This is a genomic window from Sphingobium sp., from assembly GCF_049304695.1.
Lineage (GTDB): Bacteria > Pseudomonadota > Alphaproteobacteria > Sphingomonadales > Sphingomonadaceae > Sphingobium.
In genome coordinates, this window is the sequence record NZ_JBAQOK010000072.1 from 42,063 (window position 1) to 65,670 (window position 23,608).

A 23,608-nucleotide genomic window follows, 5' to 3' on the forward strand; every position below is an offset into this window, starting at 1 on the left:
CGATTCCCGACCCACATCATCGCGCCTGCGACTCGCTTCGTCCCCACACCCTTGCCGACACAGTGGGTACGCCTTAGCCACCGCCGCATGATATTCTCCCGCATCCTTCTCGCTCCCGCAGCCCTGCTGCTCGCCCTCCCAGTCACCGCGCATGCGCAAGGGTTGGGCGCAGAGGCGGGCTATGGCCGCGCCGATGGCGGCTGGGGGGCGGAACTGGGTGCGGGCTATGCGCTGGGCTTGGCAGGATTTCGCCTGACCCCCGGCGCGGGCGTTCATCTGCGCAATGGGGACGTCCACCCCTATGGCCGGGTCGAGGCCAGCTATACCATTCCCCTGTCCGCTACGCTCGGCGCGGGCGTGCGGATAAGCGAAGACAATGTCCGCCCCTACGCGACGGTGGCCCTGCCCCTGTTCCCCATGTTGCGGGCCAAGGCCAATGTCGGCCCCAGATATTATGCGCTCGGCCTGACGGTCGGTTACTGACCGGGCGGCTTGCCCATCCCCCAAAGCGTTCCCGGCGCAAGCAAGCCGTCCGCCATCATCAGCGCGCCCGGACGGTCCTGTGCCAGCAGCAACGCACCGTCCAGGTCGATCCAGTCAGCCCCGCGCGCCAGTAGCGCAGCAGGCGCGATCCCCAGCGACGTACCCAACATACACCCGACCATGATACGAAATCCCCGCTCGCGGGCATCATGCGCCAATGCCAGTGCCTCGGTCAGCCCGCCCGCCTTGTCAAGCTTGATATTGACCGCTTCAAAGTCACCCAACCGGTCGAGATCGGCGCGCGTGTGACAGCTTTCGTCCGCGCATAGCGGCACGGGCGCGCACACCCCAGCCAGACGCTCCTCCTGCCCATGCAGCACGGGCTGCTCGACCATTTCGACGCCCAGTTCCGCCAGTGCCTGCGCCTCCGCCGCTATGTCCAGATCATGCCAGCTTTCATTGGCGTCCACGATCAGCCGCGCATCGGGCGCCCCCGCCCGCACCGCAGCGATCCTTTCGCGATCGCCCGTCCCCGTCAGCTTGCATTTCAGCAGCGCGAATCCTTTCGCCGCCGCCACGCGCGCTGCCTCCTCCATCTCTACCGGATTGCCCAGACTGATGGTGAAGGCAGTGGGAAGCGGCACAGGCGGCTCCAAACCTGCCAATTGCCAAACGGGCGCGCCCTGCCGCTTCGCTTCCAGATCCCACAACGCACAATCCAGCGCATTGCGCGCGGCCCCGCGTGGCATGGTGGTGAGCAACGCCGTCCGCTCCAGTGGCCCGTTATAGGCTTGGATCGCCGCGACGCAGCTTTCTGCACTCTCGCCTTCATAATAGATCGCGGTGCCCTCACCCCGGCCCACAAACACGCCGTCGCCCACGGTGCAAACGACCACATCGACATGTGTCTTGGCCCCGCGGCTGATGACGAAAGCGCCCGCCACTGTCCAGCGTTCGACCGTCGCGGAGATAAGTTGGATCATCGCTCTTTCCTGCGGAATGTCTCGACAAGCATTGGGCCGTCTATGCGCGAAACCAGTCTGCGGGAACAGGTCCGCAGTACAACCATTTTCCGCACAGGCAATTCCACCTTACCATGAAATGGTCTAAGCGCCGCGCATGGTGGATACTCCAAACTCTTCGTCGTCAGCACAAGTGCCGGCTCCTGCACGGGCCGCTGTGAACAATCTTGCGATGTTGTGGCGTTTCGCGCGTCAGTATCCCGGCCGCATCGCGGGCGCTATTGCTGCATTGATCGTGTCATCGGCGGCCACGCTTGGCATCCCCAGCGGTTTCCGTCTCGTCATAGATCGGGGCTTTACCGGAGGTGGCGACATCAGCCGCTGGTTCGAATATCTGCTGATGATCGTCATCGTTCTGGCGATCGCCACCGCGCTGCGCTTCTATTTCGTGTCGTGGCTGGGCGAACGGGTCGTCGCCGACATACGCAGCGCAACCCAGGCCAATCTGCTACGACAGGCACCCCGTTTCTTCGAGGAAAACCGCCCCTCCGAAATCGCGTCGCGCATGACCGCCGACACTGCCATTGTCGAACAGGTGGTGGGATCGACCGTTTCGATTTCGTTACGAAATCTGGTGACTGGCATAGGCGGTCTTATCTACCTCTTCGCTCTCTCACCCAAGCTGGCGGCCATGCTGCTGCTCGGTATCCCCTTCATCCTGCTTGCCCTCATCAGCCTGGGCCGTAAAGTGCGTGGCCTTTCCCGCGCCAGCCAGGACAGATTGGCCGACGTGGGCAGCGTGACCAACGAAGTGCTCGGCGCCATGAAAATCGTGCAAGCGTTCGGTCAGGAAGGCCGGGAAGCAGCGCGCTTCGACGCTACGGTAAACAGCGGCTTCGATACAGCCCGACAGCGCATCCGCCTGCGCGCACTCATGACAGCTGTGGTGATCACTCTGGTATTTGGGTCTATCACAGCCGTCATGTGGCAGGGCGCGCTCGATGTAGCGGCGGGCCGCCTCTCGGGCGGCAGCATCGCAGCGTTCGTCCTCACCGGCGGCCTTGTCGCAGGCGCGTTCGGATCCTTGTCGGAAAGCTGGGGCGACCTGCTACGCGGCGCGGGTGCAGCCAGCCGCTTGCACGAACTCATGACCGCCGTGCCTGACATCCTGCCACCAGTCGCGCCCATCGCCATTCCCGCCGCCAATAACGGCGCGCGCCTGACATTCGATAACGTGCATTTCCATTACCCCACCCGCCCCGATCACGCGGCGATCAACGGCATAACGCTCGACGTCGCCCCCGGCGAAACGGTCGCGGTAGTTGGACCTTCGGGCGCTGGCAAATCGACACTAATCCAGCTCGCTCTGCGCTTCTACGATCCAGCTTCGGGCCGCATCAGCCTGAACGGAGTGGCCTTGCCGGAAGCCGATCCCGCGCAGTTGCGCGCGATGATGGCGATGGTGCCGCAAGATAGCGTCATCTTCGCCGCCTCCGCCCGCGACAATTTACGCTATGGCCGTTGGGACGCGACCGACGAGCAGATCTGGGCAGCCTCTCGCGCCGCCAATGCCGAATCTTTCCTTCGCGCCCTGCCACAGGGGCTGGACAGTTTCATGGGCGAAGGCGGCACTAGGCTGTCAGGCGGACAACGCCAGCGCCTATCAATTGCCCGCGCGCTCCTGAGGAACGCGCCGATATTACTTTTGGATGAGGCGACGTCGGCGCTGGATGCCGAGTCCGAACGACTGGTGCAGGATGCGCTCGCCAAGTTGATGAAGGGTCGTACCACCATCGTAATAGCGCATCGATTGGCCACCGTGCGCGCAGCAGATCGTATCATCGTGCTGGATGAAGGCCGCATCGTCGAACAAGGCAAGCACGCTGCGCTCGTCTCGCAGGGCGGCCTCTACGCCCGCTTGGCCAGCCTACAGTTCCAGGATTCACCGTCAGCGCCAGATGAGCCGGGACAAAGCGATACGGTGGGCTGATAGCTTCGGCTGATATCCAGACCTTACTAGTGCCGACCCTAAAAGTTAACTATCGTTCGGACGGGGTCATAACCGGACTAGCGATTCGTAATATTGGAGGGCAGCGGCCAAGGAACGTCGGTTTCATGTCCCGACCGGCGTCGTTGACCGATAATGAGCGATGCTAAATCAGCCCGCGATCAAATTGCGGCACATCAACCGCTTGAGATGTTTGATCCTGCGATGCCCTGTAATTCGGATACGGCAAATGATCCGCCACGGCTGGAAATTGCTCTGAGCCGATAAATCAGCCAATGCATTGGGACCGATCCAATAGTCAGCGATCAGATCGACAGCAATTGCGGAGCTACTTCCGCCGATCGATCAACTATTTTCACGAATGATGTAATCTAAAATTGCCGGGTGGAGCGGTCGTTCGAAGGCACAGCCAGATTCGTGCGCACGGGTCCATAATATGCGCGCGCGGCGGCCTTCGAACCCAGGCAGCATAATCCACAGGTCACTGCCGACCGACAATTTCATGAAACTTTGCAAACGAAATCCATCGACCGATACATCGGCAATCTGGCTTTTGAACCAGGTTTCACCGACACGACGGATCTTAACACCGATCTGCGCATATTTGCGCTCGGCCGCTCGGGCTGTTCGATCTTGGCCGCGATGGAATTCTGCATTCATTGGATGTTCTACAGGCCTATCATTCGTCCTGATTATCGCCAATCGCGGTAAGCAAAAGGTTAATGCGCCCTTACTTTGCATCACAAAAAAAGGCCGCCCGAAGGCGACCCTTATTCATAACGCATCTATAAGTTTCGCCTATGGCCCGGCATCGCGGAAAATGGGAAGTCCTGATGCGATGCTCGTAGCCAGGGCTATGCCTTAGAACCTGCCATATTGTTCATTGCCAACGAAGCCCAGCTTCGTAACGCCAGCCCGCTTGATCTCGGCCAGCACCTCGTCAACGGTCACATAGCGGGTCTGCGCGTTCGGCTGGAACTGAAGTTCCGGCTCGACGGGCAGGCGCAACGACTGCTGGAGATACTGACGCAGGGTCAGCAGGTCGATCGGCGCACCATTCCAGGTGATGATCCCGGCCGGATCGATCGCGACCTTGTTCTTGACAGGATCGATCACGCTATCGGTAGGCGGCGCGTTTTGAGGCAGATCGATCTTCACCGCGTGGGTCTGGATCGGAATGGTGATGATGAACATGATGAGCAGAACGAGCATGACGTCGATCAACGGCGTCGTGTTCATTTCCATCATCGGTTCGCCATCATCAGAACCGGCGCTCATTGCCATTGGGCGATACTCCTAGAAATTCACATATTATCGACGGCCGCTGGCAGTCGACGGTTACAGACGGACGGTGCCCTGACCCGGTTCAGGCTCGGAAATGAAGCCAACCTTGGGGAAACCGGCGCGCTGCATCGTATAGATGGTCCCGCCAATGCAACGGTAAGGCGTGTTGATGTCACCGCGGATATGCACTTCGGGCAAATCTTCGGGCGTCATCTTATCAATACCGCCAACCTTCTTGATATCCGCTTCCAGCTTGGCAACTGCGCGGTTCAGCAAGTCGTCGGAATTGACCTTGGTCATGTTCCAATAAACGGTGCAGGCGCCTGCTCCATCCGTCGTAACCGACAGCGAAACATTTTCCGGCTTCGTCGTGGTCGGTTCGAACCGGACTTTAGGCAGCTGGAGATCGACCGTCTGCAGCACGACTGGAACGGCGATCAGGAAGATGATGAGAAGCACCAGCATGACGTCGACGAGCGGCGTCGTGTTGATATCTGTGATCGGCTTTTCTTCGCCGGAGCCACCAACGCTCATTGCCATTGATCAGTATCCTAACATGTCTGTCATATTCGACCGCGAGCCACATGCCGCGGCCGGGGAACCGAAGGCGCTTATATGCGCCATTTCGGCTCCCCTTCTTGATCAGGCCTTGGTGGGGGCGGCAGGAACCGGCTTGCCAACCTGGGCAGGTGCCGGGGCACCAACGACAGGCTTCACAGCGCCGTTCGAAACCATGTAACCCAGCAGATCGGTCGAGAAGGAAGACAGGTTCTCGGCGATCGCCTTGTTACGGCGCTGCAGGAAGTTGTAGGCAAGCACAGCGGGAACCGCGACGACCAGACCCAGAGCGGTCATGATCAGTGCTTCACCGACTGGACCGGCAACCGCGTCGATCGACGCCTGACCCGATGCACCGATCTTGATCAGCGCGCGGTAGATGCCGATAACCGTACCGAAAAGACCAACGAACGGCGAGGTCGAACCAACGGTCGCAAGGAAAGCGAGACCACCACCCAGCTTCCAGTTGATCGCATTTTCCGAACGGGCGAGCGAACCGTGCAGCCAGTCATGCGCTTCGACCGGATCGGTCAGCTTGGAATGCTGGTCCTGCGCAGCGATGCCGTCATCGACGATCTGCTTGTACGCGCTGTTCTTTTCCAGCTTGGCCGAGCCTTCCTTGAGGTTGGCCGAACGCCAGAAGGTCGTGCGAACCTTCTTATACTGGTTGATGACCTTCTGCTGCTCGATCAACTTGGTGAACAGAACATAGAAGGTGCCGACCGACATGCCGACCAGAATGATAAATACGGTCCATGCAATGACGCCACCCTGTTCGAGCGCTTCCATGAGGCCGTATGGGTTGGCGGCGGCTGCCGGAGCAGGTGCGGCAGCGGCCGCAATGATGGAGTTCAACATGATCAAGACTTCCCTCTCAATGAGATCAAGCGCGGAAGAGGCGGCGCTCAGCGCACGCTCTTCCTGTTTGGATTATTCAGGCAGACGCCAGGTAATACGGCCGTTATACGTATCGGACATGTCTTTACCATCGGAACCCTTGGCCGGCTTGAAGCGCGCACGCTTCGGCAGCAGGCGGCAGGTGGCTTCGTCGAGATCGGGATGTCCGGTCGATGAAGTGATGGTGCAACTGGTCACCCGACCATCCGCGCCGATTTCCAGACGGAAACCAGCAGTGCCCGAACGCTCTTCACGCTGCGCGCGGCTAGGATAGTCCGCATCGCTGACCCAGCTGCCAGGAGCGCCACGCGGCGTCGCACGCGTCGCAGCCTGAGCCGGTGGCGGCGGAGCTGGCGGCGGCGGCGGAGCAGCGACCGGGACCGGATTAAATACGGGCGGCGGCGTCCGAACCGTCTGGATCGGAGGCGCAGGCGCCGGGGTCTGCACGATCGGCGGCGGAGCAACAACCGGTGGCGGCTCGATCGGCTGATCAGGCGGCGGCGGTGGCGGCTCCTCGTCTGGTGGCGGCGGCTCTTCCTTCACGTCGACCACATTCAGCTGTTCTGCCGCTTTTTTGACATATTTCATGCCAAGGCCGGAGACAAAGGCATAGCCAAGAACAGCGTGAATCAGGGCAACGATGACGATCGAGACGGTCCGACTCGATCCTTCCGAGTGGTCAGCATAAGCCATTCAGCAACGACACTCCTTAACTCATCTTACCAGTGGTTTATACAAATCAGCCAAAAACGACCCAAGCTGTCCGGGCTTCCCCGAGCACCTTTGGCCCCTATCCGTCATTTGCTACCGTTCAAACTCCTATCGCGGCGCATCGTGGCACGCAAACGCTTTATCGATTTGTTCATTTGCGTTTACCATTTCATATCGGAATGACTTGCCTGTGACATCCTTGCCACTGGCTAAATTTACAGGACGAACCAGATCATGAAATCCCCCATCCACTTTCGAATGGCGCTGATCCCATGCCTCATTGCAGCCGCAAATTTCGCGGTTTTCCCGGCTTTAGCGCAACAACAAAAATTGTTATCGCAATCATCCAATGTCGCGATGACGATGTCCTACGCCGATATTGTGGACCTTGCCGATGGGGCACCGCTGATCGCGGATGTGCGTATTCGCAACATCATAATTTTGAAGGATGCCCAGGCGGGCAATGTTCCAGCGGGACATAAAAGACTGTTTCTGGAAGGCGACGTGTCGGGTTTGATTCGCGGGGAAGCGGGAATCAGTCCTCTTGTAAGCTGGCTGTACGATGCACCGGTCGATGCTCGTGGCAAATTACCAAAGCTGAAGAAGGCCCAGGTCATTCTGTTCGCCCGCACGGCCACGCAGCCAGGTCAGATCCAGCTCGTGGCCCGCGATGCGCAGATTGCATCGACTCCCGCTGAACTGGCGCGCGTGAAGAGCGTCGTGTCTGCATTGGTCGCGCCTGACGCTCCGCCGCGCATATTGGGATTGGGGGATGCGTTTCATGTGGCTGGCACCGTTGCGGGCGAAGGCGAGACGCAAATCTTCCTGCGCACCGAAAATGGCGATCCGGTGTCACTCTCTGTCCTGCGTCGTCCGGGGCAGGAGCCGCGTTGGGCCGTCGCTCTGGGCGAGATCGTGGACGAAGCCGCCCGTGCGCCTGCCGCCGGCAGCCTGCTATGGCATCGCCTCGCCTGCACCCTGCCCCCTGCCCTGCCCGCCATATCCGTTCGCACCCTGTCCGTGCAGGATGCAGAGGCTGCGCGCGCCGATTATGATGTCGTGATCAATGCGCTTGGCCCTTGCAGCCGCATGCGGAAGGCCAGCTGATTCGCATGATGGTCAGCGCGGCGACCCGTCAAGTCAGCTTTTGCTTGGACGGGCACGCGCGGGCGGCTATCAGCCCGCGTCATCATCGTCAGGAAAGAGGTACGCCGCCATGACCAATCTGCACCGCCATGCCCCGCTGCGCGTCGCGCTGGTTGGCCTCGGCACGGTGGGCGGCGGCGTGATCCGGTTGCTCAACACAAATGGCGCGCTAATCGCGCGGCGAGCGGGTTGCCCGATCCAGATCGTCGCCATTTCGGCGCGGGACCGAAACAAGGATCGGGGCGTCGATCTGTCCCCTTATGAATGGGTCGACGACATGCACAGCCTGGCCACACGCGACGACATCGACGTGGTGGTGGAACTGATCGGCGGATCGGATGGCCCGGCGCTGACGTTGGCGCGCCAATGCCTGACCGTCGGCAAGCCGTTCGTGACCGCCAACAAAGCGATGCTGGCGCATCATGGCCTGGACCTTGCCCGGCTGGCGGAAAAGGGCGGCACGGCTTTAAAATATGAAGCAGCGGTGGCAGGCGGCATTCCGGTCATCAAGGGCATGCGCGAAGGGGCCGCGGCGAACGAGATCGCGCGGGTCTATGGCATCCTCAACGGCACCTGCAATTACATCCTGACCACGATGGAAAAGGAAGGGCGCGGTTTCGATGAAGTGCTCAAGGAAGCGCAGGAACTGGGCTATGCGGAGGCCGACCCCAGTTTCGACATTGATGGTGTGGATGCCGCGCACAAACTGACCATCCTTGCCAGCCTGGCGTTCGGCACCGAACTGGACTTTGCCGCCGTCGCGACCACCGGCATCCGCCACGTCATCGCCGCCGATATCGCCGAAGCCGCCGCGCTGGGCTTTCGCATCCGGCTGGTCGGCATGGCGCAAAATGGCGCGGACGGCCTGTTTCAGCGAGTCCATCCGATGCTGGTGCCGCTCGACCACCCGCTCGCCCATGTCGATGGGTCGCTCAACGCAGTGGTGGCGGAAGGGAATTTCGTCGGCCGCCTCTTCTTTCAGGGACGCGGCGCGGGCGATGGCCCTACGGCATCAGCCGTGGTCGCCGACCTGATCGACGTTGCGCGCGATGAATATGGCGACGCATTCGCCATGCCGGTTGCTGCGCTGACGCCGCAGAACACGGCCGACGCAGGAGGTCGCATCGGCCGCACCTACATCCGCTTCATGGTGCAGGATCGCCCCGGCGTGCTGGCAGAGATCGCAGCGGCCACGCGCGACGCGGGCGTGTCAATCGAAAGCATGATCCAGCGCGGCGCGAATCAGGCAGACGGCGTGTTGGTCGCGATCGTCACCCATGCCGGCGAGGAACGCTGGGTACGCGATACGCTGGAGCGGCTAGCCGGGTCGGACAGCTTGCTCGACACGCCAATGGTCATGCACATCCTCGATTGATTCGCCTCAATGCTGCCCGGCGCCCTTGTAGCGATCGGGCAGCGGTGGCGGCGGAGCAAGATCGGCACCGGGATCGATAATCGCGACGATCCCCTTGGCCGCATCGGACAGGATCTTGCGCGCGTTCAAGCCGCCAACGCACCCGCCCCCCTGCCCGCCGACAACTCCGCAGCTCCCTTGCTTCACCGGCGCTGACGACGCGCGGGGCACATCGCCGCGCGGCGGCGCGCTATCCACCGACTCACGCGGCAGGGACAGGCGTTCGCGCGCATTGCGCTCTTTCTGCGTCCCGCAGACCACGATAGCGTCGCCGCTGCGATCGCAGGGCCGGATGACCTGCGTCTTGCTGCGATAGGTCACCATCAGCGAGTCGTCGGCGACCGATTGCGCACTGGCGGGCAAGGCCGTAGCGGACAGAATAAGGATGATGGGCGCTCGCATCATGCGAGGCAAAAAGCACCCAATCATGGCCGCATCATGTCGGCCTCCGGACAGCGTCGATATGATCTCTTTACGGGCCTTCGCGCCTCGACAAGCCAGTCGGTTGCTCCTATCGGGTGACCGATAAAGACACCTGAAAAATGGGCAGAGGAATGATGATGGCGCAGCCAAGCTCGACACTCGATCGCGTGCTGGTGCTCGAAATGGTGCGGGTGACGGAAGCCGCCGCCATCGCTGCATCGAAGCTGATCGGACGCGGCGATGAAAAAGCCGCCGATGCCGCCGCCGTCGAGGCCATGCGCCTTGCCTTCAACAACCTCGCCATCGACGGCACCATCGTCATCGGCGAGGGCGAACCCGATGAAGCCCCTATGCTGTATGTCGGTGAAAAGGTCGGCAACGCCGCTGGGAGCGGCCCGCGCATCGACATCGCGCTCGATCCGCTTGAAGGCACGACCATCACGGCCAAGGCCGGACCAAACGCACTGTCCGTGCTGGCGATCTCAGAGGAAGGCGGGCTGTTGAACGCCCCCGATGTCTACATGGACAAGTTAGCCGTCGGGCCGGGCTATCCCGATGGCGTCATCGACCTGAATCGGTCGGTGCGCGACAATGTCGAGGCGGTCGCCGCCGCCAAGGGGGTGGAGCCGGCCGACATCATCGTCTGTGTCCTCGACCGCCCGCGCCATGAAAAACTGATCGGGCAACTGCGTGCGATCGGCTGCGGCATCATGCTGATCCCCGATGGCGACATTGCAGGCGTCATCGCCACCACCAACCCGGAAACCGCGATCGACATCTATATGGGTTCGGGCGGTGCGCCGGAGGGCGTGCTGGCCTGCGCCGCGCTGCGTTGCGTGGGTGGCCAGTTCAAGGGCCGCCTGCTGTTCCGCAACGATGATGAGAAAAGCCGCGCGCGCAAATGGGGCATCGCCGACCTGGACAAGATTTACGACCTGAAGGAACTGGCCAAGGGCGACTGCATCTTTGCCGCGACAGGGGTAACGGACGGTTCGCTGCTGAGCGGTGTCAAACGCTTGCCGGGTGGCAAACTGACGACGCAGAGCGTGGTGATGCGCGCCAGCACCGGCACGGTACGTTGGGTGAAAGGCGAGCATCGCGTCGAGCCGAAGCGGTTCTAAGCAGATGATAGTCGATCGCTGTCACAGGCGATCCCTATCCTCACCGATGCTATCGGCCCGCACGATGATTGAGGTCGTGGCCGAGCGCCAGGATAGCGACTCCGATCAGCGTGTAGACGCTTTCCTGCAAACCATGATCCATCGTCATCGCACCGGCCATGACGCCAAGGCCCAGTGAACCGATCGCCGCTGGCATCATATAGCCATGGACGACGGCGCCATGACCCAGCGCAACCGCGCCGAGCAGGATCGCCAGAACCAGCCCGACCTCATGAAAAATCGGATTGTCGAACACCCCGCCTGCCGACGCCAGCAGACCCAGCACGACGGCGGTGAGGAAACAATGCGCGACGCACAGTCCCGACAGAGCCATGGCAATGCGATCGATGCGGCCGGTTAGCAGGGCATGGCGGATGGTCGGGTTCATGGTCGCCATGACATAGGCCAGACCATCATAAGTTACAACATTACATCGGCATTTTTTGCGAAGGGGATTACAGTGCCTGTGCGCCGCGCCCGATATGCCTAATTCAGGCGGCCAGGCGCAGGCAGTTGCGCCCGCCATGCTTGGCCCGATACAGGGCCTTGTCGGCGGCCTCCAGCATGGCCGTTTGTGTCGCATGACCGTCCAGTTCGACCAATCCCGCGCTGAAGGTCACGGCGATGCTTTCGCCTGTGTCCAGCCGGATCGGTTCGACCAGCCGAGCGCGCATGCGTTCGCAGACCATGCTGGCGCGATCGATGTCGCTGTCCACCAGCAGGATCGCGAACTCTTCGCCGCCCAGCCGTCCGATGCTGTCGATGCCGCGCATACCGGGTCGCAGGCGTTCGACGAACGCGGTCAGCACCCGGTCGCCAGCCCCATGGCCATGAGCGTCGTTCACGGCCTTGAAGAAATCGATGTCCAGCAGCAGCAAACTCGACCGTGCGCCGTTGCGGGCGCGAATCATTTCCGCGTCGAGTTTGTCGAGAAAGGCGCGGCGGGTGTCCGCACCGGTCAGCGAATCGCGGGCGGCGACCTGTTGCAGCGCCCTTTGCCGCGCCTTGTGCCGCGATATGTCGCGGACGGTGCTGATCACGCCGATCGGCACGCCCCGTTCGTCGAGGACCGCACGGACGACCATTTCGCACCATTGCAGGTCAATGCTGGTGATCAGCGGCCGGAACTCCACGATGTGCGATTGACCTGCCTGCGCCAGCGCCTTGCGGTGCGCCGCCGCGACCTGCGCGCGATCGACCGGATCGACCAGATTCGCAGCCATCTGGCCCATCAGCAGTTCGGGCGCGCAGCCGATCTGCTCCATCGCCGATGGCGAGGCATATTGGATAACGCCGTCGATGCCGATGTTCAGCACCACGTCGCCATTATGTTCGGTAATGGCACGATAGCGGGCTTCGCTGTCCCGCAGCATCTGGAACAGGCGACGGCGTCCGTTCAGTTCGGCGGCGATCGGCATGGTCAGCAGGAAGCTGAGCGCCAGATAGAATTGGAACGCCTGCACCCGATCGCCCATCGACCCGCCGATCAGGACGAGTGGCCCGTCGCCCGACAAGGTTGCCAGCCCACCGATCACGCCCAGGATCACAATGGAGGCGGCTGCGCCCAGATGGCCGACTCGAAAGGCGATCAACACCAGCGGCAGCAGCGGCGCGAAGAGCATGGGGTAGCGGGCGAAGTAGAAGATATGGATCGTCGTCGCGGCAAACAGCAGCAGCAGCAAGCCAGCCTCGACCTTTATGGCCGGAGGGGTTTCACGCACCCACCGGCCCACTTCTCCCTGCAGCAGCAGGATGAGGATGGGCGTGCAGGTCAGGCCCCCCAGCGCATGGCCGGTGTACCAATGCAGCCAGGACAGGCCAAAACCGACCGGTGTCAGCCAGGATGCGATCGCCGCGGCGGCGATGCCAGTGACGATGTCGGCCACCCCGCACAGCGCCAGGATGAACACGACCAGCGGATGGATCGACCCGATGACGCCGTCGCCAGGGCGGCGATAGTGACGGCAGATCAGCGCGACGATCAGCGATTCGGCCAGATTGATCGCCGCCATGGGAATCGCTGCGGCCGGTCCCATGCCGAACAGCGTGGTCGAGGCGGCGCTGGCCACGCCGCAGGCGATCATGGCGGCGGGCCAACTGCGGCGGCGCGATGTGAGCAGGACAGCCATCAGGAAGGCGTTGGCGATCCAGATGAGGGCCAGCCCCCCCTCGAACCGGGAAGAGAGCAATGCTGCGGAGGCCGCCAGAAAATAGCAGCCGCCGATCGTAACCGGCAGGAGAATTTTGGCGGGATGGAGGGACGGTCTCGGCATGGTCGCGCTGAGACTAAAGTCTTAGGGTTAAAAATTGCTCACGATGACGCGCTTTTGGAGCAAGGCGATTTCCAGAGTGAGCACCACAGCTTTTGCGCGCTGGCACCAAATTCCTACTTTTAACGTGCTGAAATAGTTACGCTTTTTCTAATGTGCATTGGAGCGGATGCTGGTTTTGGCGCGCAAAGTCCATCACCTGGTTGACCTTGGTCTCGGCCACTTCATAGCTGAAGATGCCGCAGACGCCCACGCCGCGCTGATGGACGTGGAGCATGACGCGAGTCGCTTCCTCCATATCCATGCGGAAGAAGGACTGGAGAATGTGAACGACGAACTCCATCGGCGTATAGTCGTCGTTGAGCATCAACACTTTATAAAGCGACGGTTTTTTGGTCCGGGTCCGGGTGCGGGTGGCGATGCCCACATTGGGGCCGCCGGGGCCGTCGCCCTGATCTTCCCGGTCATCGCCCGCCATCGTCGCGGGCTGCGCAGTGTGTGTGGCAAAGCTGATCATGATGACGCAGGATATGGCGATTTGGCGCGCCATGGCAAGGGGGCGAAGGGACAGCCCGTCCGATCCGGCCGATATTTTAGAGCCGGATTGCGTTGAATACACTTACTCTCCGTTCCGTTCGCTTCGAGCGAACGGGGGTGAAGTGGACGGGACTGCGGTCACGCAAAAGGGCGCGCCTCCGTGGGGAGACGCGCCCTTTTACATAGGCAGGCAAGCTGGACCGATCAGGCGGCCAGCGACTTCACCTTGTCAGTGACGAGCGAAACGCGCGCGGTCAGCGGGCTGGCGACTTCGCTGGCCAGCTTCATCATCGCTTCGCTGCTCTTGGCGGCTTCCTTGGCGAAATCGTCAAAGCTGCTCGACATCATCTGGCTCTGCAGCTGGAAGAATTCGGTCGGGGTCTTGATCGTGGCGAAGCTCTTGAACGAGGCAGTCGCCTTTTCAAGGCTCTTGCGGCTGTAATCGACAGCTTCCTGACCCAGCGTTTCCATGCCCTTGGCAGCGATCTTGCCGGATTCCACCAGCGCTTCGACATTGCCCTTGGTCAGGTCGCTCAGTTCCTCGATCGCCTTGGTCGACTTTTCGACGCCCGACTTGGCCTTCTCATTAAGGTCGGCATAGACGGTTTCGAACTTGGCCTTGGTGTCTTCAGCGAACTTCTTGCCGGTTTCCATCATGTCAGTCATGCTCTTGGTTCCTTCTGCTATCTGCACGGTATGCGTTGTTTCGGGTTCGGACGCGGGAGCCGCATCGACCGCAGTCGTCGCCGCAATGACAGCGATCGGATTGGGATCGACAGGATCAGCCACCGCAGCCCTGGGCGTCGCCGGTTTGGGCGGTGCAACCTTGGGTGCGGCTGCCTTGGGCGCTACCGGCTTGGGTTGAGCGGCCACCGGTTTGGCTGGAACAGACTTTGGCGTGGCAGGCTTTGCAGCGGCTGGGGGCGCAATCGCCGCTTCTGCTGCTTTCAACGCCTGGCTGGCCGACAATGTCGCCATACCCGCCTTTGCAGGCGCCTTGCCCCGTCCCATCTTGGGTGTAACGGCCATGGACCAATCTCCCTTTGTTGCGCTGCACAATATAGCGACTAACAAGAGATTGCAAGCATTATTGTGCAGTGCAGCAAAACCGTCACATCCCGGCCTGCCATGTTGCCGGAAACTGTCGAAGCAATACGACCTAACGCTGCTTTACGTAACGGCCCGGTGCATCTTCAATGACCTTGAGTGCGCCCTTCCCCGGCACACGCCCGCCCTTAACCGGCACCGTCCCCGCATCCACCTGCTCCAGCCAGTCGCGCCAGTCAGGCCACCAGCTTCCCTTCGTTTCTTTCGCATGTGCAACAAACTGTTGCAGGTCGGATTGCGGCGCATCGCAGGTCCAATATTGATATTTCTGCGCGACCGGCGGATTGACCACCCCGGCGATATGCCCCGACCCCGCCAATATAAAGCGGACCGGACCGGACAGATGCTCGGTAATCTTCCACACGCTTTCGAGCGGGGCGATATGATCTTCTTTGCCCGACTGGACATAGGCGGGGGTTTCGATGCGACGCAGGTCGATGGGCGTGCCATCGACACTGATCGCGCCCGGCACCACCAGCAGATTGTCGCGATACAGTTGGGTCAGATAATCCCGATGCCAGCGGGCGGGCAGATTGGTCGTGTCGCCATTCCAGTAGAGCAGGTCGAAGGGCGGATAATCCATGCCTAGCAGATAATTATTGACCACATAGTTCCAGATGAGGTCGCGCCCGCGCAGCAGGTTGAAGGTAAGCGCCATATAGCGCCCGTCCAGAAAACCCTTGGACGATAGCTGGTCCACCAGCTTCATCTGTTCATCATCGACGAAGAGGGTGAGGTCGCCCGCCAGCGCGAAATCCACCTGCGCGGTGAAGAAGGTCGCGCTGGCCACCTTGTCCGCTTCGCCCCGCGCCGCCAGCAGCGCGAGCGTGGCGGCCAGCGTCGTGCCAGCCACGCAATAGCCGATGGTGTGGACGCTTTTGACCTTGAGCAGCGCGCGCACCGTGTCGATCGCGTCGATCTGGCCCCGCAGGATATAATCGTCCCACATCAGATCCTTCATCGTGGCGTCGGCGGATTTCCATGAGACGAGGAACACGCTGATTCCCTGATCCACCGCCCATTTGACGAAACTTTTTTGTGGGCTGAGGTCGAGAATATAGAAGCGGTTGATCCATGGCGGGAAGATGATGAGCGGCGTTTCCAGCACATTTTCAGTGCTCGGCGCATAATGGATGAGTTGGTACAGCGGGGTTTCGTGGATCACCTTGCCCGGCGTGGCGGCGATGTTGCGGCCCAGTTCGAACTGGCTGCCGTCGGTGTGGGTCAATTGCCCCTTTTCCAGATCGGCCAGCATATGCTGCAAGCCCTTCACCAGATTTTCGCCGCCGGTCTCGATCGTTTTCTGCATCACCTGCGGATTGGTGAGCGGGAAGTTGGAAGGCGAGAGCGCATCCACCATGCTGTTGGTGGCAAAGCGCAGCTTGGCCTTTTGTTTGGGATCGACGCCATCGACCGCATCCGTAAGGCCCAGCATATAGTCGGACACGAGCAGATAGCTTTGCCGGATGAGGTCGTAAAAGGGATGCTGCGTCCAGGCGGGGTCGGCAAAGCGCCGGTCTTTGCGCGCCGCCGGGCTGTCGGCGGGCGCAGGCGCGGGCTGATCGCGCAGCAGGCCGCCCGAATCGAGGAAGCGCTGCCACAGGGCCAGCCCTTCGTCGGCAAAGCTGCTCTGGATACGGCTGACCATATCGGGGTCGAAGGACAGGCTTCTGGCGGTTGCGCCCGCTGCCTGTTCCAGCATCAATTGCTGCGCGCGACCCAGCGTGTCGGTCCATTGCTGCATCTGGTCCAGCGTCGGCAGATAGGCCTCCAAGAGGTTGGTCTTTTCCATAGCCACTGTCCTTCTCCTGGCCTTGCCTGCCTGCGCGGCTTTTTCTGGCGCGGCGCGAGCGTGCCGGTTATAGCCAGATTGTGACGCGGCGACTGCCGTGCCGCGCACTATTCCTTACAGAGAGCTTTCAGGAAAGCCCCTATAATGTCCGAAGAATTTTACCGCATGAAGCGCCTGCCTCCCTATGTCATCGCAGAAGTCAATGCGATGCGAGCGGCCGCGCGCGCGGCGGGCGAGGATATTATCGACCTTGGCATGGGCAATCCCGACCTGCCGCCGCCGGACCATGTCATCGAAAAACTGATCGAGGTGGCGCGCAAGCCCGACGCCCATGGCTATTCCCAGTCCAAGGGGATTCCGGGCCTTCGCAAGGCGCAGGCCAATTATTATGGCCGCCGTTTCGGCGTCGATGTCGATCCGGAAACCGAGGTCGTCGTGACCATGGGGTCGAAGGAAGGCCTCGCCAGTCTGGCCACCGCGATTACCGCGCCGGGCGACGTCGTGCTGGCCCCCAACCCCAGCTATCCGATCCACATGTTCGGTTTCATCATCGCTGGCGCGACCATCCGGTCGGTGCCGACCACGCCGGACGAGCATTATTTCACGGCGCTCGACCGGGCGATGGCCTTTACCGTGCCGCGTCCATCGATATTGGTCGTGAACTATCCATCCAATCCGACGGCCGAGACAGTGGACCTGGCATTCTACGAACGGCTGGTGGCGTGGGCGAAGGAAAATAAGGTCTGGGTGCTGAGCGACCTGGCCTATTCCGAACTTTATTATGACGGCAATCCGACGCCCTCCATCCTGCAGGTGCCGGGCGCGAAGGATATTGCGATCGAGTTTACGTCGCTGTCCAAGACTTACTCCATGGCCGGATGGCGCATGGGCTTTGCGGTCGGCAACAAGCAGTTGATCGCAGCGATGACGCGGGTGAAATCCTATCTGGATTATGGGGCTTTCACGCCGATTCAGGCGGCGGCCTGCGCGGCGCTGAACGGGCCGCAGGACATCGTGGCCAAGAACCGCGAACTCTATCACAAGCGGCGCGACGTGATGGTCGAGAGTTTTGGCCGTGCCGGGTGGGACATTCCTGCGCCCAAGGCGTCGATGTTCGCCTGGGCACCGTTGCCCCCTGCGCTCAAAGAGATGGGCAGCCTTGAATTTTCCAAGCAGTTGCTGACCCATGCCAAGGTCGCGGTCGCGCCGGGCGTGGGCTATGGCGAGGATGGTGAGGGCTATGTGCGCATCGCCATGGTCGAAAATGAGCAGCGCTTGCGACAGGCGGCCAGAAACGTGAAGAAATATTTGCAATCTATGGGCGTCAATACGCCTGCCAAGGGCGCAGCCTGAAACGCCACCGGGGGAAGCGGGCATGACGGGGATCGCGGGGATATTGCCGTTGCCGCAAGTCACCCATATCGCGCAGACCATCCAGCTGGCGGTCGCGCCGGTGTTCATGCTGGCGGGGATCGGCGCGTTCCTGAACCTGTGCGCCAGTCGGCTGGCGCGGGTGATCGATCGCGCGCGCGTGGTGGAAAAGGGCGTGCTGGAAACGCGCGGCAAGGAACATGACCGGCTGGTCGCGGAAATACGGATGCTCGACCGGCGGATGAGCGTGGTCAACAGCGCGATCTTTCTGTCGGTCGCGTCGGGCTGCGCCATCTGTCTGGTGGTGATCCTGCTGTTTGCGGCGGAACTGTTCCGGGGGCATCTGGGCAATACGATCGCGGTGCTGTTCATCGTGACGATGGTGCTGCAGGCGGCGGCATTCGCCACGTTCATCCAGGAAATCCGGCTGGCGTCGCGCACGATCCATATCCGCAACGAAGTGCTGTATCATAAGGCGGACGTGGCAGAAGCGGAGGAGGCATGACCCGCTTCACCGTCAATGATCGCCCGGTGCAATATCGCATGGACCCGGACACGCCGCTGCTGTGGGCGCTGCGCGATGCGTCGAACCTGACCGGCACCAAATATGGGTGCGGCACCGGCGATTGCGGCGCGTGTACAGTGGACATCGACGGCGAAGCGGTTCGGTCGTGCCAGGTGACGATCGGCAAGACGGAGGGGCGCTTCGTCACGACGATCGAGGCGCTGTCGCCTGATCGCGGTCACCCGTTGCAACAGGCATTCGCCGCCGACAATGTGTCGCAATGCGGATATTGCATCCCCGGTATCATCATGGCCGCATCGGTGCTGCTGCGCCGGACCAATGATCCCGACGATGCGCAGATCGACGCGGCGATCACCAATATCTGCCGTTGCGGCGTCTATCCCCGGCTGCGTGGGGCGATCAGGCGCGCTGGGCGGATCATGCGGGGCGAGGAACAGGTCGCTGCCGCGCCGCCGCCGGGTATTACGCCCGAGGATGCGGCGCGGACGGTGCCAGCGCTGCGGCGTTAACCGAAGCGGTAGCCCGACACCGCCCAGCCCATGACGATGCCGTGGAAGTCGCGAACCGCCGGATCGTCGCCCCCTGCCCCCAGCGCGACCATCAGGGGAAGCAGATGCTCCTCGCGTGGGTGCGCGAAATGGGCGTTGGGAAGATCGGCCCAGTCGGCTACGCGGGCGGCGCGGCTGGCTGGGTCCGGGTCTGTTACGGCGGCGGTCAGCGCGGCGTCCCACAGCTGTGATGGCGCGGTGGCCTGCCCGCCACGGACGCGCAGATTGTGGAAGCTCATGCCCGATCCGACGATCAATATGCCTTCGTCACGCAGCGGGGCGAGCGCGCGCCCGGCGGCGATATGCGCCTGCGGGTCGAGATCATGGCGCAGCGAGAGTTGGGCGAGCGGGATGTCGGCGTCGGGCAGCGCGACCTTCATGGGAATGAACACGCCATGGTCCCAGCCCCGCGTTTGCTCCTGCGCGGTGGCGAAACCGGCTTGGGCCAACAGATCGGCGGCGCGATGGGCCAGATCGGGCGCGCCGGGGGCGTCCCAGCGCAGGGTGTATGTGTGCGGGGGGAAGCCGTGATAGTCGAACAACAGGCTTGGCCGATCACCAGTGTGGACCGTGAAGGCGACCTCCTCCCAATGGCCCGACACCAGCAGGATGGCGCGCGGGCGTTCGGGCAGGGTCGCGATAAGGCCAGCGAGATAGGCCTGCATCGGATGCCACATGGGGTCGCTATGCGGATGTTGCGGGTCGGTCGGGTCCATGAAGAAGCAGGGTCCGCCGCCATGGGGGATGAGGAGCGTGGGTTGTGTCATGATGCGCATATCGCCCCGCCCCTGCCGCGCGACAAGGAACAGGGCGGAAACCGATCGTTTCGGGCGAGCGTCAGGACGCGGTCGAACAATTGGTCCCACAGGAGGGATGGTTTGATCGGCCAGCCATGCTATGGCCCGCGTCATGCTTCATAATCCAGCCAATAGCGTCGATGTCGACGGCCTCACATATGAATGGGAATTGCGGCGCGAACCGCAATGGAGCGACGCGGAAGGGTGGAAGGGAATGACCATAGCCCTGCTGCAAAAGGATACGCAGCGCGCGGCCCTGCTGGAGTTTCCACCGCCCAAGCGCTTGCTGAAAGGATTGCAGCGTGGCCGTCTCCAGATCAACGACGCGATCATCGCGCGCGGCATCCGGTCGGCCTTGCTTGCGGGGTGGGAACCGGAATCGCGCGGGAAGCCGATGGTCTTCACCGTCGATGCGGAGGGTAACTGACATAGGGGCAAAGCCCGGTCAGTTACCCAGTATCGGTTCCAGCGCCTGCGCCAAAGTCGCGCCGGAATAGGGTTTTTTCACCAGCACCATGTCACGGAAGCGGATCGGGAGTTCCAGGCCGTCGCCATAGCCGGTGGCGAAGAGGAAGGGGATGCCGCGTTCGACCAGCAGGTCAGCGATCGGCAGGCTGGTTTCATTGCCGAGGTTAAAGTCCAGCACGGCCAGATCGACGGGTCGAATCGCGATCGCTTCGCGGGCGCTGGCGACGCTGGCGGCGGTCATGACGTCAGCGCCCAGATCGCGCAGCGCGTCCTCCCCATCCATGGCGATAATCATATTATCTTCGACCAGCAGGACGCTGCGCCCCTTGAGCAGGCCGGGGGTCGCGGCGACGGGCGCCTTCGCCCGCTCGGTGCCGATGCGGTCGGGCAGGACGGATACGACATGGGTGGAGGGGATGCAGAAATGCGCCTCTATCCCGGCCAGCCTGTAATGGATTTCGGCATGGCCGCCCAGATCATAGGGGATGGAGCGTTCGATCACGGTCGATCCGAAGCCACGGCGCGTGGGCGCGATGACGGCGGGGCCGCCGCTTTCGGTCCAGTCGATCAGCAGGCTGCCATCCTCATCCACGCGCCAGTCGATCGACACGGTGCCGCTGTCCGACAGCGCGCCATATTTGGCCGCGTTGGTCAGCATTTCATGAATGACCAGCGCCATCACGGTAAAACAGCCCGGCGTCAGCAGGACGTTGGGACCAGTCAGGCGGACCTGCTCCGACTGTTCGCCCAGATAGGCGCCCGCCTCTACCTCTATCAGGTCATAAAGCCGTGCGGGCGACCAGCGGTCGGCGGTAATCTGGTCATGGGCGCGGGCGAGCGCATGGATGCGGCTTTCCAACGTGCCGATAAAATCCTCCACGCTGCCCGCATTGTCGCGCGTCTGCGACAGCAGGCCACGGATCAGCGCCAATATGTTGCGCACACGATGGTTGAGTTCGGCGATCAGCAGTTCCTGCTTTTCATGCGCTTTTTGCCGCTCGACATCCGCCGAATCGGACATGCGCAGCACCACTTCGAGCAGGGCGGTGCGCAGCGCTTCGGCGACGCGCAGATGCGCGGGCGCAAAGGGAAGGGCAGTGCCTTTGACCAGTTGCGACCAGGCTTCGAAACTTTTGCGTGGGGACAGACGCGGGCCATTAGGACCATGTTCGATCGTCTTGTCCTGCTTGCCCGCCCAGCGCACGGAGCGCAGCTGTTCGGCGCGGAACAGCACGACATAATCGCGCGGACGGCGTGACAGCGGAATGGCGAGCAGGCCGGACACGCGGTCGGCATAGGCGGCGGCTTCGGGCAGCACCTGCGACAGGCAGTCGGTCGTATAAACCTGACTGGCGGCAACGCGGTTCATCATCGTGACGATCGACGCGAAGGCCGGTTCGGTGGGGTGCAGGCCCGACAGGCTCATCCGCCCGTCGATATAGACGCCCACGCCATCGGCGGGAATCGTGTCGAAAATAATGTCGCCCAGCCAGGACGCGTTGGTGAGCAGTTCATGATCCTGCGCCACGGCGGACATCAGGCGGTCGGCCACCAGCCGCGCTTTGCCTTCATATTCTGCGGTTTCGGCGCGCTCACGGCTTTCGAGCATCATCGAGAAGATCTGGCCGAACAGTTCCGCCGCGCTGCGTTGCGCAAAGGTCGGCAGGCGCGGTGCATAATGGTGGCAGGCGAACAGACCCCACAGCCTGCCTTCCACCACGATCGAGATGGAGAGCGATGCGCCCACGCCCATGTTACGCAGATATTCGACATGGATCGGCGACACCGCGCGGGTGAGGCACAGCGACATGTCGAACGCCACGCCGTCGGGATCGAGCGTCGGGACGACCGGCACCGGCTGCGCGTTCACGTCGGCGATCACGCGGAATATGTTGCGCAGATAGAGGGTGCGCGCCTGCGCCGGTATGTCGGACGCGGGATAGTGGAGGCCAAAGAAACTGTCGGTGCCGGGTCGTAGCGCTTCGGCCACGACTTCGCCATCGCCGCCATCGGCAAAGCGATAGACCATCACCCGGTCGAAGCCGGTGAGCGCGCGCACCTGCCGCGCGCCATCGCGCAGGAAGGCGGCCATGCCATCGACCTGGGCCAGCCGGGAAACCATGGAGCGGACGGCGCTGCTCGCCTCAATCTCATCATGAGCGGCGGGTTCGCCCTCTATCACCACAAGCTGGCCGGAAAAATGGACGGCGACGTCGAAGGCGGGACCGCCCTCGGTCAGGGCGAGCGAAAAGACGCGCTCGACCGAATCAGCCCCGCGTAGAAGCGTGATGCGATTGCGCAGCGTATGGATCGCGTCGCTGGTGAAGAAGGCGCTGATCGGCTGGCCGAGCATCCGATCGACGGAGACGCCAAGCATATCCGGGCAATTGGCCGATGCACGCGACACCAGCCAGTCAGCCGTCAGCGCGATCAGGAAACCGAACGGCTGAATCAGCGCGGGAATATGGATCGGTTCACGATCGCAATTGGTCAGATCGACGGCGAAATCCGCCGCATCCTGATCGTGCCGATCATCCATGGGCGCGTGCCGGGACTACGGCCTGTGCCGCGCCGGCAAAAAGGGCGAAGGCAGCGCGCGCACCCTGCACGGCGGCGTCCAGCCAGCCTTCGCCGCCCTCCATCCCGGCGACGTCCATCGCGGTCTGGAAGGCTATCCAGTCTCCCTTGCCATGGGTGGCCGACAAATAGGATTTGGGCAGGTCAGCGCCGACCCGGCGGGCCAGCATCGCGCCGCCCAGCCGTGATCCTTCGAGTGCGTAGAGCAGCCCCCAGCGATAGCCGTCTCCGCCGTTTTCCATATTGTTTTCAGGCAGTACCATCGGCGCGGGCATGGGCGTATCGAGCGCGTCAAGATCGCGTTCCAGCAGAGGCAGCCGGGGCGCTGCGGGCCGGGCGGCAGGCTCCAGCGCGCCCAGCGCACGGGCATGGGCGATCAGGAAAGCGCGATAGTCCCCCTTGTCGTCCAGAGCATGCGGCGAAAACAGCGCATCTACCCTGTCATGATCTTCCATCGTCGCATCGCGCAGGGTTTGGCGGATGCGGCCGGCACCGGGGGATTTCGTCACGCTGTCGTTCCTATCGGGCAGGCCAGGGTGCTGCACTGATCTGCATTAACTTTATGCGCT

24 protein-coding genes are annotated in these 23,608 nt (G+C 62.2%); 9 read left to right on the top strand and 15 right to left on the bottom strand.

Features of this window, described 5'->3' with window-relative positions:
• Positions 1–87: 87 nt before the first annotated feature.
• Complete coding sequence (locus WA070_RS12055) at positions 88–483, top strand: hypothetical protein (RefSeq protein ID WP_422634169.1); 396 nt, start codon at positions 88–90, stop codon at positions 481–483.
• Here the strand turns inward: WA070_RS12055 and dgcA are convergent.
• Complete coding sequence (gene dgcA / locus WA070_RS12060; RefSeq protein WP_422634170.1) at positions 477–1,466, bottom strand: N-acetyl-D-Glu racemase DgcA; 990 nt, start codon at positions 1,464–1,466, stop codon at positions 477–479. The two genes, WA070_RS12055 and dgcA, sit on opposite strands and share 7 nt — an antisense overlap.
• Before the next feature lie 136 nt (positions 1,467–1,602).
• Between dgcA and WA070_RS12065 the strand changes: the two genes are divergently transcribed.
• Positions 1,603–3,435 carry an ABC transporter transmembrane domain-containing protein gene (locus tag WA070_RS12065; protein WP_422634171.1) on the top strand — a complete coding sequence of 611 codons (1,833 nt, stop codon included), beginning with the start codon at positions 1,603–1,605 and terminating at the stop codon, positions 3,433–3,435.
• 363 nt (positions 3,436–3,798) lie between these two features.
• Here WA070_RS12065 and WA070_RS12070 read toward each other — a convergent pair whose 3' ends face one another.
• From WA070_RS12070 to WA070_RS12090, 5 genes are all read right to left on the bottom strand, one after another.
• A complete protein-coding gene (locus tag WA070_RS12070; RefSeq protein WP_422634265.1) occupies positions 3,799–4,113 on the bottom strand; it encodes a PilZ domain-containing protein in 315 nt (104 codons plus the stop codon).
• Between the two features lie 201 nt (positions 4,114–4,314).
• Complete coding sequence (locus tag WA070_RS12075) at positions 4,315–4,737, bottom strand: ExbD/TolR family protein (protein WP_422634172.1); 423 nt, start codon at positions 4,735–4,737, stop codon at positions 4,315–4,317.
• A gap of 54 nt (positions 4,738–4,791) precedes the next feature.
• A complete protein-coding gene (locus WA070_RS12080; protein WP_422634173.1) occupies positions 4,792–5,277 on the bottom strand; it encodes an ExbD/TolR family protein in 486 nt (161 codons plus the stop codon).
• A gap of 102 nt (positions 5,278–5,379) precedes the next feature.
• The gene (locus WA070_RS12085) at positions 5,380–6,153 is read right to left on the bottom strand and encodes a MotA/TolQ/ExbB proton channel family protein (protein WP_422634174.1); all 774 of its coding nucleotides are present in this window, start codon (positions 6,151–6,153) and stop codon (positions 5,380–5,382) included.
• Between the two features lie 72 nt (positions 6,154–6,225).
• Positions 6,226–6,885, bottom strand: coding sequence for an energy transducer TonB (locus WA070_RS12090; RefSeq protein ID WP_422634175.1), 660 nt, complete (start codon positions 6,883–6,885; stop codon positions 6,226–6,228).
• A gap of 375 nt (positions 6,886–7,260) precedes the next feature.
• Between WA070_RS12090 and WA070_RS12095 the strand changes: the two genes are divergently transcribed.
• Positions 7,261–8,010 carry a hypothetical protein gene (locus tag WA070_RS12095; protein ID WP_422634176.1) on the top strand — a complete coding sequence of 250 codons (750 nt, stop codon included), beginning with the start codon at positions 7,261–7,263 and terminating at the stop codon, positions 8,008–8,010.
• Positions 8,011–8,119: 109 nt separating this feature from the next.
• Positions 8,120–9,424 (top strand): homoserine dehydrogenase, encoded by a 1,305-nt coding sequence (locus WA070_RS12100; RefSeq protein WP_422634177.1) that lies wholly within the window; start codon positions 8,120–8,122, stop codon positions 9,422–9,424.
• Between the two features lie 6 nt (positions 9,425–9,430).
• Here WA070_RS12100 and WA070_RS12105 read toward each other — a convergent pair whose 3' ends face one another.
• Positions 9,431–9,868: a hypothetical protein gene (locus WA070_RS12105; protein WP_422634178.1), complete on the bottom strand. Its 438-nt coding sequence runs from the start codon at positions 9,866–9,868 to the stop codon at positions 9,431–9,433.
• 155 nt (positions 9,869–10,023) lie between these two features.
• On the opposite strand from WA070_RS12105, the gene glpX reads away from it, so the two are divergent.
• Entirely contained in the window at positions 10,024–11,007 is a 984-nt protein-coding gene (gene glpX, locus WA070_RS12110) for a class II fructose-bisphosphatase (protein WP_422634266.1), read from the top strand.
• 49 nt (positions 11,008–11,056) lie between these two features.
• Here the strand turns inward: glpX and WA070_RS12115 are convergent, their stop codons facing one another.
• From WA070_RS12115 to WA070_RS12135, 5 genes are all read right to left on the bottom strand, one after another.
• Positions 11,057–11,434: a MerC domain-containing protein gene (locus tag WA070_RS12115; RefSeq protein ID WP_422634267.1), complete on the bottom strand. Its 378-nt coding sequence runs from the start codon at positions 11,432–11,434 to the stop codon at positions 11,057–11,059.
• A gap of 103 nt (positions 11,435–11,537) precedes the next feature.
• On the bottom strand, positions 11,538–13,319 hold the full coding sequence (locus WA070_RS12120; protein ID WP_422634179.1) for a diguanylate cyclase: 1,782 nt from the start codon (positions 13,317–13,319) through the stop codon (positions 11,538–11,540).
• A 136-nt stretch (positions 13,320–13,455) separates the two neighbouring features.
• Positions 13,456–13,866 carry an ATP-dependent Clp protease adapter ClpS gene (gene clpS / locus WA070_RS12125; RefSeq protein ID WP_422634180.1) on the bottom strand — a complete coding sequence of 137 codons (411 nt, stop codon included), beginning with the start codon at positions 13,864–13,866 and terminating at the stop codon, positions 13,456–13,458.
• Positions 13,867–14,057: 191 nt separating this feature from the next.
• Positions 14,058–14,882 (bottom strand): phasin family protein, encoded by an 825-nt coding sequence (locus tag WA070_RS12130; protein WP_422634181.1) that lies wholly within the window; start codon positions 14,880–14,882, stop codon positions 14,058–14,060.
• A gap of 130 nt (positions 14,883–15,012) precedes the next feature.
• Positions 15,013–16,752 (bottom strand): PHA/PHB synthase family protein, encoded by a 1,740-nt coding sequence (locus WA070_RS12135; RefSeq protein ID WP_422634182.1) that lies wholly within the window; start codon positions 16,750–16,752, stop codon positions 15,013–15,015.
• A gap of 144 nt (positions 16,753–16,896) precedes the next feature.
• Between WA070_RS12135 and WA070_RS12140 the strand changes: the two genes are divergently transcribed.
• From WA070_RS12140 to WA070_RS12150, 3 genes are read left to right on the top strand one after another with little or no spacing between them, the layout of a single operon-like run.
• Positions 16,897–18,105, top strand: coding sequence for an LL-diaminopimelate aminotransferase (locus WA070_RS12140; protein ID WP_422634183.1), 1,209 nt, complete (start codon positions 16,897–16,899; stop codon positions 18,103–18,105).
• Between the two features lie 40 nt (positions 18,106–18,145).
• Positions 18,146–18,628, top strand: coding sequence for a DUF2721 domain-containing protein (locus WA070_RS12145; protein WP_422634268.1), 483 nt, complete (start codon positions 18,146–18,148; stop codon positions 18,626–18,628).
• A complete protein-coding gene (locus WA070_RS12150; protein WP_422634184.1) occupies positions 18,625–19,158 on the top strand; it encodes a (2Fe-2S)-binding protein in 534 nt (177 codons plus the stop codon). Before WA070_RS12145 ends, WA070_RS12150 begins: the two co-directional genes overlap by 4 nt.
• Here the strand turns inward: WA070_RS12150 and WA070_RS12155 are convergent.
• Complete coding sequence (locus WA070_RS12155; protein ID WP_422634269.1) at positions 19,155–19,964, bottom strand: DODA-type extradiol aromatic ring-opening family dioxygenase; 810 nt, start codon at positions 19,962–19,964, stop codon at positions 19,155–19,157. The genes WA070_RS12150 and WA070_RS12155 overlap by 4 nt on opposite strands.
• Positions 19,965–20,106: 142 nt before the next feature.
• On the opposite strand from WA070_RS12155, the gene WA070_RS12160 reads away from it, so the two are divergent.
• The gene (locus tag WA070_RS12160; protein ID WP_422634185.1) at positions 20,107–20,421 is read left to right on the top strand and encodes a hypothetical protein; all 315 of its coding nucleotides are present in this window, start codon (positions 20,107–20,109) and stop codon (positions 20,419–20,421) included.
• Positions 20,422–20,439: 18 nt separating this feature from the next.
• On the opposite strand, the gene WA070_RS12165 is transcribed toward WA070_RS12160, so the two are convergent.
• Both WA070_RS12165 and WA070_RS12170 read right to left on the bottom strand, forming a co-directional pair.
• Entirely contained in the window at positions 20,440–23,001 is a 2,562-nt protein-coding gene (locus WA070_RS12165) for an HWE histidine kinase domain-containing protein (protein ID WP_422634186.1), read from the bottom strand.
• The gene (locus WA070_RS12170; protein WP_422634187.1) at positions 22,994–23,548 is read right to left on the bottom strand and encodes a biliverdin-producing heme oxygenase; all 555 of its coding nucleotides are present in this window, start codon (positions 23,546–23,548) and stop codon (positions 22,994–22,996) included. Before WA070_RS12170 ends, WA070_RS12165 begins: the two co-directional genes overlap by 8 nt.
• Positions 23,549–23,608: the final 60 nt, after the last annotated feature.

Bases quoted from the DNA above. Each gene is read 5' to 3' on its own strand.
- WA070_RS12055 (WP_422634169.1), top strand. From the start codon at position 88: ATGATATTCTCCCGCATCCTTCTCGCTCCCGCAGCCCTGCTGCTCGCC.
- dgcA (WP_422634170.1), bottom strand. From the start codon at position 1,466: ATGATCCAACTTATCTCCGCGACGGTCGAACGCTGGACAGTGGCGGGC.
- WA070_RS12065 (WP_422634171.1), top strand. From the start codon at position 1,603: ATGGTGGATACTCCAAACTCTTCGTCGTCAGCACAAGTGCCGGCTCCT.
- WA070_RS12070 (WP_422634265.1), bottom strand. From the start codon at position 4,113: ATGAATGCAGAATTCCATCGCGGCCAAGATCGAACAGCCCGAGCGGCC.
- WA070_RS12075 (WP_422634172.1), bottom strand. From the start codon at position 4,737: ATGGCAATGAGCGCCGGTTCTGATGATGGCGAACCGATGATGGAAATG.
- WA070_RS12080 (WP_422634173.1), bottom strand. From the start codon at position 5,277: ATGGCAATGAGCGTTGGTGGCTCCGGCGAAGAAAAGCCGATCACAGAT.
- WA070_RS12085 (WP_422634174.1), bottom strand. From the start codon at position 6,153: ATGTTGAACTCCATCATTGCGGCCGCTGCCGCACCTGCTCCGGCAGCC.
- WA070_RS12090 (WP_422634175.1), bottom strand. From the start codon at position 6,885: ATGGCTTATGCTGACCACTCGGAAGGATCGAGTCGGACCGTCTCGATC.
- WA070_RS12095 (WP_422634176.1), top strand. From the start codon at position 7,261: ATGACGATGTCCTACGCCGATATTGTGGACCTTGCCGATGGGGCACCG.
- WA070_RS12100 (WP_422634177.1), top strand. From the start codon at position 8,120: ATGACCAATCTGCACCGCCATGCCCCGCTGCGCGTCGCGCTGGTTGGC.
- WA070_RS12105 (WP_422634178.1), bottom strand. From the start codon at position 9,868: ATGATGCGAGCGCCCATCATCCTTATTCTGTCCGCTACGGCCTTGCCC.
- glpX (WP_422634266.1), top strand. From the start codon at position 10,024: ATGGCGCAGCCAAGCTCGACACTCGATCGCGTGCTGGTGCTCGAAATG.
- WA070_RS12115 (WP_422634267.1), bottom strand. From the start codon at position 11,434: ATGAACCCGACCATCCGCCATGCCCTGCTAACCGGCCGCATCGATCGC.
- WA070_RS12120 (WP_422634179.1), bottom strand. From the start codon at position 13,319: ATGCCGAGACCGTCCCTCCATCCCGCCAAAATTCTCCTGCCGGTTACG.
- clpS (WP_422634180.1), bottom strand. From the start codon at position 13,866: ATGGCGCGCCAAATCGCCATATCCTGCGTCATCATGATCAGCTTTGCC.
- WA070_RS12130 (WP_422634181.1), bottom strand. From the start codon at position 14,882: ATGGCCGTTACACCCAAGATGGGACGGGGCAAGGCGCCTGCAAAGGCG.
- WA070_RS12135 (WP_422634182.1), bottom strand. From the start codon at position 16,752: ATGGAAAAGACCAACCTCTTGGAGGCCTATCTGCCGACGCTGGACCAG.
- WA070_RS12140 (WP_422634183.1), top strand. From the start codon at position 16,897: ATGTCCGAAGAATTTTACCGCATGAAGCGCCTGCCTCCCTATGTCATC.
- WA070_RS12150 (WP_422634184.1), top strand. From the start codon at position 18,625: ATGACCCGCTTCACCGTCAATGATCGCCCGGTGCAATATCGCATGGAC.
- WA070_RS12155 (WP_422634269.1), bottom strand. From the start codon at position 19,964: ATGACACAACCCACGCTCCTCATCCCCCATGGCGGCGGACCCTGCTTC.
- WA070_RS12160 (WP_422634185.1), top strand. From the start codon at position 20,107: ATGCTTCATAATCCAGCCAATAGCGTCGATGTCGACGGCCTCACATAT.
- WA070_RS12165 (WP_422634186.1), bottom strand. From the start codon at position 23,001: ATGGATGATCGGCACGATCAGGATGCGGCGGATTTCGCCGTCGATCTG.